Raw genomic sequence first — 10,890 nt, forward strand, 5'->3', positions numbered from 1 at the left:
AACAGCGACTAAAGCAGAGTTCGTGTCCGAAAGTCAGACCTGGCACCAAGGTGGAAATGTCCGAAAGTCAGACCTGGCACCGATGTGGACAAACAGCGACTAAAGCAGAGTTCGTGTCCGAAAGTCAGACCTGGCACCAAGGTGGAAATGTCCGAAAGTCAGACCTGGCACCGATGTGGACAAACAGCGACTAAAGCAGAGTTCGTGACCGAAAGTCAGACCTGGCACCGATGTGGACAAACAGCGACTAAAGCAGAGTTCGTGACCGAAAGTCAGACCTGGCACCGATGTGGACAAACAGCGACTAAAGCAGAGTTCGTGACCGAAAGTCAGACCTGGCACCAAGGTGGAAATGTCCGAAAGTCAGACCTGGCACCAAGGTGGAAATGTCCGAAAGTCAGACCTGGCACCGATGTGGACATTGTGTGGGCAAAGAAAAAGGGCCCGGAGATGTCTCTTCGGGCCCTTCATCTTACGAATTGTGGTGCGGCTGGCAGGAATTGAACCCACGACCCCTTGGTTCGTAGCCAAGTACTCTATCCAGCTGAGCTACAGCCGCTTAAGCAAACATTATAGCAGCGCATTCTGACTTTACCAAATCTTCTTGCGGCTATCTTTTAAAAACACCGAACAAGCAAACANTCTGAGCTACAGCCGCGTATGCAAAGATTATAGCAGCATGTTCGCACTTTACCAAATCTTCTTACCGCTTTCTCCCATGGCCGCCGAACAAGCAAACCGTCGAGCAAAGAAAAAGGGCCTGAAGATTTCTCTTCAGGCCCTTCGTCCTACGAATTGTGGTGCGGCTGGCAGGAATTGAACCCACGACCCCTTGGTTCGTAGCCAAGTACTCTATCCAGCTGAGCTACAGCCGCTTAAGCAAACATTATAGCAGCGCATTCTGACTTTACCAAATCTTCTTGCGGCTATCTTTTAAAAACACCGAACAAGCAAACAGCAGGGCAAAAGAAAAAGGGCCTTTGAATTTCTTCAAAGGCCCTTCGTCCTTACGAATTTTGGTGCGGCTGGCAGGAATTGAACCCACGACCCCTTGGTTCGTAGCCAAGTACTCTATCCAGCTGAGCTACAGCCGCTTAAGCAACGATTATAGCAGCTTCACTTTGTTTTCGGAACCCTTGATTTGCTGGCGCCATCCACTTTGTGTTTCTACTACTCTTCGGATCGCTTGCATTTCCGAAGAAGGCGCTATTGTAGTGGCGCCTCCGCCGTTTGTCCAGAGCGGAAACAGGCGGCGCACCTCAGCAAGTAATTTTCACCCCCGCCCGGGCATCTGTTAGATTACTCCTATTGCTGCGTGGAATGCCCCCATGATGCTTCGATTGACGACCCGACCGATCGCGATGCTGTCCCGGCTGGCCCTCGCCTGGCTGCTGGGCATGGCCTGCGTCGGCGCGGCGCTGGCCGCCCCGGTGCGCAGCCTGCGCTTCGAACATATCGGGCTGGAGCAGGGCTTGTCGCAGGAAACCGTGCAGACCATCCTGCAGGACCGCCAGGGTTTCATGTGGCTGGGGACCCAGGCGGGCCTGAACCGCTACGACGGCTACCGCATGACCGTCTTCAAGAACGATCCGGCCGACCCGGACAGCATCGCCGATAACTACATCTCCGCCTCGTTCGAGGACGAGCAGGGCCGCCTGTGGTTCGGCACCAAGGGAGGCCTGATCCGCTACGAACGCGGCACCCGCAAATTCATCCGCTACGCCACCGGCGACATGAACAACCGCGTGGTCTCGGCCATCGTCGCCGACGGCAGCGGCGGCCTGTGGCTGGCCAGCGGCGAAGGACTCAAGCGCTTCGATCCGGCCAGCGCCCGCTTTGAGACCCTGCGCCACGACCCAGGCGATGCCACAAGCCTCTCCGACGACCGCGTCAACGCACTGGCACGCGATACCGATGGCAGCCTGTGGGTGGCGACCGCGCGCGGCCTGGACCGGCTCGCGCCAGGCGCGCGTAGCTTCGAACGGTTTGTCATCACCCCGGGCGGCGACGCGCGCCGCAACCAGGTGCTGTCGCTCGCGTTCGGGGCCAGGCGCACCTTATGGATCGGCACCGGCGGCGGGCTCGAAGCGTGGCAGCTGGGCGGGCCGCAGCCGGTCCGGCGCCAGCCTGGCGCGGCCGATGGCATCGGCCCGGTGCGCGTGCAATCGCTGTACCACGACCCCAAGGGCAACCTGTGGGTCGGCACCGAACTCGATGGCCTGTTCTGGCGCGATCCCGCCAGCGGCAGGTTTGTGAGCTACCGCCACCAGCCGCTCGACCGCCATTCGCTGTCCGACAACCGCGTCGCGGCCACCTTCCTCGACCGCAGCGGGACCCTGTGGGTGGGCAGCTGGTTCGGCGGCGTGAACCGGGTCGACATCGCCAGCGGCGGCTTTAACCGCCTCGCGCACGTGCCGGACGATCCGGCCAGCCTGAGTTCCAACAAGATCCGCGCCCTGGCGCCCGACCCCGACGGCGCGCTGTGGCTCGGCACCACCGGCGGTGGCGTCAACAAGGTCGATGTGGCCAGCGGCGCGGTAACGCGCATGCGGCAGGGCGAGCTGGTGACGGCGCTGGCGGCCGGCGCGGACCGGGTCTGGGTCGGCACGCCTACCGGCCTGTCGTCGATGAATAAACAGGGAGGGGATGTCACGCCGCTGGCGCTGGGCGGCGACGCCAACGCCTCGTACATCCAGCGCCTGCTGATCGACCGTGCCGGCAAGCTGTGGATACTCACGCGCGGCGGCGTGATGCGCCATGACCCGGCCAGCGGCAACCGGATCGGCTGGCGCCACGATCCGCACAATCCGCACAGCCTGGGCGAGAACCACGGCTTTGCGATGGTCGAGGACCGGCGCGGGATCATCTGGGTCGGTACCGACAACGGACTCGAACGGCTCGATCCGGCCACCAGCCGCTTTACCCACTATCGCTACGACCCCGCCGATGCGTCCAGCCTGCGCCACAGCCGCATTTATTATCTGTTCGAGTCGCGCGCCGGGCAGCTGTGGGTCGGCACCGCCGGCGGCCTGCACCGGCTCGATCCCGGGACCGACGGCAAGGTGCGCTTCCGCTTCTTCGCGCTCAACGGCGCGGAGGCGTCGGACCCGATCGGCGGCATCCTGGAGGACGATGCCGGCATGCTGTGGGTGAGCAGCACCGCCGGCCTGGCGCGGCTCGACCCGTCCACCGGCCAGGTCAAGCGCTACACCGCCAGGGATGGCCTGACCGACGGTTCGTACTTTGTCGGCGCGGCTGCGCGCACCCGTGACGGCAGCCTGCACTTCGGCGGCATCAGCGGCCTGACGTCCTTCCGTCCCGAGGCGATCCGAGACAATCCCTATCCGCCGGCGGTCGTGATCACCGACTTCCTGGTCTTCAACCGCCCGTTGCGCGCCGTTCCGCAGCGCGATGGCGCAGGGCTGACCGGCGCCATCGAGGACGCGCGCCAGATCACGCTGTCGCACCGCGATTCGGTGCTGTCGCTGGAATTCGCGGCCCTGCATTTTGCCGATCCCCGGCGCAATAGCTACCAGTACCAGCTGGAAGGCTTCGACCTGGGATGGGTCAGCACCGATGCCGGCAAGCGCTTCGCCACGTATACCAATCTCGATCCGGGACGGTATGTGTTCCAGGTCAGGGCCAGCAACAAGGACGGCGTGTGGAACGAGACCCCCACGACCCTGGCGATCACGATCACTCCACCGGTCTGGAAGACCTGGTGGTTCCGCCTTGCGCTGGCGCTCGTCGTGCTGGGCGCGGCGTATGCGCTGATGCGCCTGCGCGTGCGCGCGCTGGTGCAGCAGAAGTCCCTGCTGGAGCGGCAGGTGGGCTCGCGCACGGCGGAGCTGCAACTGCAAAAGGAATCGGTGGAACGCCAGAAGGCGGAAGTCGAACAGGCGCACCGCAACATCGCGCTCCTGAGCGATATCGGCCGCAAGCTGACCGCCAAGCTCGATAGCGAGTCGATCATGCTGATGCTGTACGCGCATGTGAATGAGCTGATGGATGCGAGCGTGTTCGGCATCGGCCTGTACCGGCCGGATCGCGCCAGCATCGATTATCCGTTCGCGATCGAGGGCGGCAAGCGCTATTCGCCGTATTCGCGCAGCATGGACGACCCGAACCAGCTGGCGGTGTGGTGCATCGTCAACGAGAGCGATGTGTTCATCAATAACCTGGAGCGCGAGTACCGCAGCTATATCAGCGACCTGTCGCTCACGTCCAGCGAGGAGCATCTGGGCACGCTCGAAGATGGATCGCTGCCGACGCCACCGCGCTCGCTGCTGTATGTGCCGATCGCGGTCAACGGCCGCATGCTGGGCGTGGTGTCGGTGCACAGCTACGTGGAAAACGCCTACGAACGCATTCACCTCGACATGCTGCGCACGCTGGCGTCGTACGTGGGCGTGGCCTTCGATAATGCCGACGCCTACCGCCAGCTACAGAGCACCCAGGCGCAGCTGGTGGCCCAGGAGAAGCTGGCGGCACTGGGCTCGCTGGTGGCCGGCGTGGCGCACGAACTCAATACGCCGATCGGCAACAGCCTGCTGATGGCCAGCACCTTGCAGGAAAAGACCGGCGACATCGCGCAAAAATTCGATGGCGCCACCATCCGCCGCTCCGAACTGAAAGTGTTCATCGACGCCGCGCGCGAGGCGTCGGAACTGATCATGCGCAGCCTGTTCAACGCGGCCGACCTGCTCAACAGCTTCAAGCAGGTGGCGGTCGACCAGGCCAGTGCCCAGCGGCGCCGCTTCGACCTGGAGCAGGCGGCGCACGAAATCGTGGCCACCATGATGAACCAGGTGCGCAAGGCCGGCCACACGCTCACCTTGCAGGTAGAGGCCGGCGTCGAGATGGACAGCTATCCGGGGCCCTTCGGGCAGGTGATGATCAACCTGATTAATAACGCGCTGCTGCACGCCTTCGAAGGGCGCATCGGCGGTGCGATCACGGTGACGGCCGCGCGCCACGGCGCCGAGCGGGTGCAGGTAGTGTTCCATGACGACGGCGTGGGCATCCCGGTCGAGCACCAGGTGCGTATTTTCGATCCGTTTTTCACGACCAAGATGGGGCAGGGCGGCTCGGGCCTGGGCCTGAACATCACGTACAACATCGTTACCTCGCTGCTGGAAGGGAGCATCCGGGTCGAGAGCGGCGCGGGTCGCGGCACCACCTTCTTCATCGACCTGCCGCTCAGGGTGGCAGCCTAGAAGTCAACACGCACAAGGAGATGCATGACCATCATCACCAACATCGAAGACCTGCGGGTACTGGCCCGCAAGCGCGTTCCGCGCATGTTCTACGACTACGCCGACGCCGGCTCGTGGACCGAATCGACCTATCGCGCCAACAGCGACGATTTCGCGAAGATCAAGTTCCGCCAGCGGGTGGCGGTCAACCTGGTCGACCGCACGACCCGCAGCACGATGATCGGGCAGGAGGTGGCGATGCCGGTGGCGCTCGCGCCTACCGGCCTGACCGGCATGCAGCACGCCGACGGCGAAATCCTGGCCGCGCGCGCCGCCGAACGCTTCGGCGTGCCGTTCACGCTCTCGACCATGAGCATCTGCTCGATCGAGGATGTGGCGGCGCGCACCAGCAAGCCGTTCTGGTTCCAGCTGTATGTGATGAAGGACCGGGCTTTCATCGAGCGCCTGATCGACCGCGCCAGGGCGGCGCGCTGCTCGGCGCTGGTGCTCACGCTCGACCTGCAGGTGCTGGGGCAGCGCCACAAGGATCTGCGCAATGGCATGACGGCCCCGCCCAAGATGACGCTGGCGAACATCGTCAACCTGATGACCAAGCCGCGCTGGTGCATGGGCATCCTGCGCACGCCACGGCGCGGATTCGGCAATATCGTCGGCCATGCGAGCGACGTGTCGGACATGTCCTCCCTGTCGGCGTGGACCTCGCAGCAGTTCGACCCGGCGCTGTCGTGGGCCGATGTGGAGTGGATCAAGCGGCGCTGGGGCGGAAAGCTGATCATCAAGGGCATCATGGACGCGGAGGATGCGCGCCTGGCGCGCGATTCCGGCGCCGACGCGCTGATCGTGTCGAACCATGGCGGACGCCAGCTCGATGGCGCGCAGTCGAGCATTGGCGCGCTGCCGGCCATCGTGGAGGCGGTGGGCAAGCGCATCGAGGTGCATATGGATGGCGGGGTGCGCTCGGGGCAGGATGTGATCCGCGCGCTGGCCCTTGGCGCCAAGGGCGTGTACATCGGCCGGCCCTTCCTCTATGGCCTCGGTGCGATGGGCGAGCAGGGTGTCACCAGGTGCCTGGAGATCATCCGCAACGAGCTCGATCTGACGATGGCGTTTTGCGGCCTGCGCGATGTGAACGACGTGGACAGGAACATCCTGCTCCCCGGGACGTTCTAGAGGACGTTGCGCGGCTGGCCGGCGTCGAAGGCTTCCACGTTATCGATCAGCATGTCGGCCAGGGTCTGCATGGCGCCGGCACTGGCCCAGGCCACATGGGGCGTCAGGATGAAGTTCGGCAGCCGCAGCGCCAGCAGCGGGTTGTCCGGTGCGGGCGGCTCCTCGCTCAAAACGTCGAAGCCGGCCCCGCCGAGCGTGCCGTCGCTCAGCGCGGCCGCCAGCGCCGCCTCGTCCACCAGGCCGCCGCGCGCGGTGTTGATCAGGAGCGCGCCGCGCTTCATGCGGGCCAGCTCGCGCGCGCCGATCATGTTGGCCGTTCGCGCGGTCAACGGCAGGTGCAGGCTGACCACGTCGCAGGTCGCCAGCAGCTCGTCGAGCGTGACCACATCGACATCCGGGTCGTCCACCGGCGAGCGCGATACCACGCTCACACGCATCCCGAAAGCGCGCCCGAGCAGCGCCACCTTCTTGCCCAGCGCGCCGTAGCCGACGATGCCGAGCCGGCTGCCGGCCAGGTCGCCGATGGGATGATCGAGCAGGCAGAATCGGGACGACGCCTGCCAGCGACCCGCATCCACATCCGCGCAATACGCCTTCAGCTTGCGCCGCAGGGCGAGAATGAGGCCGATACAGTGCTCCGGCACCGACACCAGCGAGTAATTGCGGATGTTCGAGACCACGATGCCGCGCGCGCGGCAGGCGTCGAGATCGACGTTGTCGGTGCCGGTCGCCGCCACCGCCACCATCTTCAGCTCCGGCAGCTGTGCGATGTCGGCCGCGCGCAGCGGCACCTTGTTGGTGATCGCAATGGTGGCGCCACGCAGGCGTTCGACCACCTGGCCGGCGCTTGTCGCGCCATGTTCGCGCCAGGTGTGTTCGAAACCGGGGCGGCGCACGTCGGCCATCAGGCTGTCGCGGTCGAGGAAGACGATGCTGTGCATATCAGGGCCTTTGCAGTTGCAGGAACGGATGGGTGAGGAACAGGTCGGCGACCCATTCGACGAAAACGCGCACCTTGGCCGACAGGTGGCGGTTCTGTGGGTAGACCACGTTGATCGGCAGCGGGGTGCTGGTCCAGTCGGGGAGCACGATTTCGAGCTTGCCGGCGGCGACCATCTGGTCGACCATGAAGCTCGACATCTGCATCAGCCCGAGCCCCTGCATGCCGGCCGTCAGGTAGGCGGTGGAGTCGTTCACCGCCAGGCAGGCCGGCGCCGCGATGTTGATCACTTCATCGCCGCGGATGAAGTCCCAGTCGTAGATCTTGCCGGTCTTGGTGGAGAAGTAGTTGATGCAGCGGTGGCTGGACAGGTCGTTCGGGTGGGTGGGCCGCCCGTGCTGGTTCAGGTAGCCCGGGGTGGCGCAGGTGACGAAGTGCAGCACGCCGACGCGGCGCGCGATCAGCGCCGAATCGGGCAGGTTGCCGCCCCGGATGGCGCAGTCGACACCTTCTTCGATCAGGTCCACGGGGCGGTCGCCGATCCCGAGATCGAGGCGGATGTCGGGATAGCGCACGAAAAAATCGGACAGCGCCGGCAGCAGGATGTCGTTGGCGATCCCGCTCGATACGTCCACCCGCAGCCGCCCGCTCGGATTGGCGCGGTTGCGCGAGAGCGATTCCTCGGCTTCGCGCACGTCCGACAGAATGCGCAGGCAGCGCTCGTAATAGGCGGCGCCGTCGGCGGTGACGCTGACATGGCGTGTTGTGCGGTGCAGCAATTTGACTTCGAGCGCCTGTTCGAGTCCCTGGACCAGGGTCGAGACGGTCGCCTTGGGCAGCTGCATGCTTTCCGCCGCGCGCGTAAAGCCGCCGGCGTCGACCACCTGCACAAACACTTCCATGGCTTGTAATTTATTCATATATCTCCGTATTGTTCAGAAAGTTGAACAATCAATTCGCTCTTGCCCTCTTTATCAGATTGTAGATCAAGTTTAAAGTGCTCGTACTGCATCAAAGGATGTCGGGACAACGGGAAGGAAAGGGCTACTATTATGCGTTATCAAAAAGCAATCATGATGATCGTGACAATCGCGATGGCGATGCTGACGCTGACGGGTACCGCCTTGTCCGACCGCTTCCCGCAGGCGGCAAGTGCCGAGAGCATCGGTTTTGATGCACTCGCACATGACCTGTTCGGCACCGCGCTGGTGGCCGATGGCGAAGAAGAACTGGCGGAGGCGCCATGAGTGTCCAGGACGCGCCAGTGCAGTTGAAGATCCGCGACCTTGAGGTTGCGGGGGCCGAAGGCCCGCTGGCTGCGCGTCTGTATTCCGGCGGCGACGCCGGCGCCAAGAAAGATGGCTTGATCGTGTTCTTCCACAGCGGCGGCTTTATCGGCGGCGACCTCGATGAGGCGGACGAATTCCTGCGCCACCTGGCCAGCTGCTCGACCCAGCACCTGGTGCTGGCATCGCGCTACACCCTGGCCACCGAGCGCCCGTTTCCCGCCGCCGCCGAGGATGCGCACGCGGTGCTGGCCTGGGCCAAGAAGCACAAGGCCAAGCTGGGATGGAGCGGCAAGCGCCTGCTGGTGTCGGGCATCGAGGCGGGCGCTAACCTTGCCGCCGTGTGTACCCTGATGGCGCGCGACCGCGGCGGGCCGGCGCTGGTGGGCCAGATCCTGATCATGCCGATGCTCGATCCGGGCCTGTCCACCTGTTCGATGCGCGAGATTCCGCAGGACGTGAGCCTGGCCGGGGTGGCCGTCAAGTGCGCCGCCAGCTATCGCGGGTATCTGCCGAATGCGGCCGACCGCACCCACCCGTACGCGTCGCCGCTGCAATCGAGCCGCCTGAAAAACCTGCCGCCCGCGCTGATCCTGTCCGCCGAAGACGATCCATTGCGCGACGAGGCTGAACAATACGGCGCCAAGCTGGCCACCTGCGGCGTGACGACGACCGTCAAGCGCATGGCGGCGGCGCCCCTGGACGACACGGCCGCGCGCAACGAGTGCGCCTGCAAGGCCGTGGCCCTCCACGAAATCGGCAGTTTTTTGCATGGCCTGGAGTGTCCTCCGGTGCCGCCCCTGACGTAAGGCTTCAGCTGTAGTACCCGTTAGCTCCATACCGCTTACCCCCGTGCAGCTGCGCTGAGAGACCCTCGCCGCAGCGTACGGACCCTTTTCGCCATTTTTTTGCCATTTTTGCAATATCGCAATACCGCAGGTCGCGGGCAGGCCAACGCCAGCCCGTTCAACGCCTGATTTATTAATCATTTTCATCAATAAGAGGAAAAAAATGAAAACCACTAATCGATTAATGACCTTCGCCCGCCCGCTCGCGGCCGCGATGGCCCTGGCGGGACTGGCGGCCTTGTCGCTGGCGGGTTGCGAAGACGCGAACAGCAAGGCCCAGCCAGCCGCTCCCGCCGGGCCGCCGATCACCGCCGCCACCGTCATCGAACGCGCGGTCAACGAGACCCAGGAATTCTCGGGCCGGCTGGAAGCGGTCGACCGCGTCGACATCCGGGCGCGCGTGAACGGCTTTATCACGGCGGTCAACTTCAAGCCGGGCAGCGTGGTCAAGAAGGGCGATGTGCTGTTCGTGATCGATCCGCGTCCGTACCAGGCCGAAGCCAATCGCGCCGAAGCGGCGGTCAGCTCGGCCCGCGCGCGCGCCGACCTGGCCAAGCTGGAACTGGCCCGCGCCGAGCGCCTGCTGGGCGACAAGGCGATCGCGCAGCGCGAATTCGACGAGAAGGCCTCGGGCCTGAAGGAACTGGACGCCAATGTGCGCGCGGCCCAGGCCTCGCTCGAAGCGGCGCGCCTGAACCTGAGCTACACCAATGTGCAGGCGCCGATCGGCGGGCGCGTCTCGAAGGCCGAAGTCACCACCGGTAACCTGGTCGACGGCGCCGTGATCCTGACCTCGGTGGTATCGAGCAATCCGATCTACGCGACCTTCGACGGCGACGAAGACACCTACCTGCGCGTCGGCCGCGTGGCGCAGAAGGGCAGCACCGTGCCGGTCAAGATCGGCCTGGCCAACGAGAGCGGCTTCCCGCACGAAGGCAAGCTCGAATTCATCGACAACCGCCTCGATACGGCAACCGGCAGCGTGCGCATGCGCGCCATGTTCGACAACACCGACAACACCCTCGTACCGGGCCTGTTCGCACGGGTCCAGCTCGGCGGCGGCGAAGGCAACCAGGCCAAGACGATCCTGATCAACGACCGCGCCGTCGGCACGGACCAGAACCGCAAGTTCGTCTACGTGATCGGCGCCGACAGCAAGGCCGAATACCGCGCCGTGGTCCTCGGACCGAGCGTGGACGGCCTGCGCGTGGTGCGCAGCGGCGTCAAGCCGGGCGAAAAAATCGTCATCAACGGCTTGCAGCGCGTGCAGCCGGGCGCACCGGTGACGGCGTCGATCGTGCCGATGGACCAGGATAGCAAGGCCGCGCAGGCCAAGGCCGAGGGCGACAAAGCGCCGGAAGCCAAAGCGGCCGAAGCCAAAACAGAACTCAAGGTTGCCGACGCATCGGCTAAAACCAAGGAATAATTCA

Annotated in this window: 8 protein-coding genes and 3 tRNA genes; 5 read left to right on the forward strand and 6 right to left on the reverse strand. The window is 64.4% G+C overall.

From position 1 onward, the window contains the following. Positions 1 to 482: 482 nt before the first annotated feature. The 4 genes from EJB06_RS00445 to EJB06_RS00455 all read right to left on the reverse strand — a co-directional run bounded on the left by EJB06_RS00445 (position 483) and on the right by EJB06_RS00455 (position 1,094). Positions 483 to 559: transfer RNA gene (locus EJB06_RS00445), tRNA-Arg, on the reverse strand. Positions 560 to 798: 239 nt separating this feature from the next. Then, positions 799 to 875 (reverse strand) — tRNA-Arg (locus tag EJB06_RS00450). A gap of 32 nt (positions 876 to 907) precedes the next feature. Then, on the reverse strand, positions 908 to 1,045 hold the full coding sequence (locus tag EJB06_RS31650) for a hypothetical protein (protein ID WP_164557757.1): 138 nt from the start codon (positions 1,043 to 1,045) through the stop codon (positions 908 to 910). Next, positions 1,018 to 1,094 (reverse strand) — tRNA-Arg (locus EJB06_RS00455). Before EJB06_RS00455 ends, EJB06_RS31650 begins: the two co-directional genes overlap by 28 nt. Before the next feature lie 234 nt (positions 1,095 to 1,328). On the opposite strand from EJB06_RS00455, the gene EJB06_RS00460 reads away from it, so the two are divergent. Together EJB06_RS00460 and EJB06_RS00465 are read left to right on the forward strand one after the other, a co-directional pair. Continuing rightward, positions 1,329 to 5,216: a two-component regulator propeller domain-containing protein gene (locus EJB06_RS00460; protein ID WP_229426867.1), complete on the forward strand. Its 3,888-nt coding sequence runs from the start codon at positions 1,329 to 1,331 to the stop codon at positions 5,214 to 5,216. Positions 5,217 to 5,240: 24 nt separating this feature from the next. Beyond that, on the forward strand, positions 5,241 to 6,386 hold the full coding sequence (locus EJB06_RS00465; protein WP_126072031.1) for an alpha-hydroxy acid oxidase: 1,146 nt from the start codon (positions 5,241 to 5,243) through the stop codon (positions 6,384 to 6,386). Here the strand turns inward: EJB06_RS00465 and EJB06_RS00470 are convergent. Together EJB06_RS00470 and EJB06_RS00475 are read right to left on the reverse strand one after the other, a co-directional pair. Then, positions 6,383 to 7,327: a D-2-hydroxyacid dehydrogenase gene (locus EJB06_RS00470; protein WP_126072032.1), complete on the reverse strand. Its 945-nt coding sequence runs from the start codon at positions 7,325 to 7,327 to the stop codon at positions 6,383 to 6,385. The two genes, EJB06_RS00465 and EJB06_RS00470, sit on opposite strands and share 4 nt — an antisense overlap. A 1-nt stretch (position 7,328) precedes the next feature. After that, the gene (locus EJB06_RS00475) at positions 7,329 to 8,246 is read right to left on the reverse strand and encodes a LysR family transcriptional regulator (protein WP_126072033.1); all 918 of its coding nucleotides are present in this window, start codon (positions 8,244 to 8,246) and stop codon (positions 7,329 to 7,331) included. 132 nt (positions 8,247 to 8,378) lie between these two features. Between EJB06_RS00475 and EJB06_RS00480 the strand changes: the two genes are divergently transcribed. From EJB06_RS00480 to EJB06_RS00490, 3 genes are all read left to right on the forward strand, one after another. Next, on the forward strand, positions 8,379 to 8,573 hold the full coding sequence (locus EJB06_RS00480; RefSeq protein ID WP_126072034.1) for a hypothetical protein: 195 nt from the start codon (positions 8,379 to 8,381) through the stop codon (positions 8,571 to 8,573). Continuing rightward, on the forward strand, positions 8,570 to 9,421 hold the full coding sequence (locus EJB06_RS00485) for an alpha/beta hydrolase (protein ID WP_126072035.1): 852 nt from the start codon (positions 8,570 to 8,572) through the stop codon (positions 9,419 to 9,421). Before EJB06_RS00480 ends, EJB06_RS00485 begins: the two co-directional genes overlap by 4 nt. A gap of 202 nt (positions 9,422 to 9,623) precedes the next feature. Further along, positions 9,624 to 10,886: an efflux RND transporter periplasmic adaptor subunit gene (locus tag EJB06_RS00490; RefSeq protein ID WP_126072036.1), complete on the forward strand. Its 1,263-nt coding sequence runs from the start codon at positions 9,624 to 9,626 to the stop codon at positions 10,884 to 10,886. Positions 10,887 to 10,890 lie beyond the last annotated feature (4 nt).

This window comes from Massilia atriviolacea (assembly GCF_003953935.1).
In the GTDB taxonomy this organism is placed as follows: domain Bacteria; phylum Pseudomonadota; class Gammaproteobacteria; order Burkholderiales; family Burkholderiaceae_D; genus Telluria_A; species Telluria_A atriviolacea.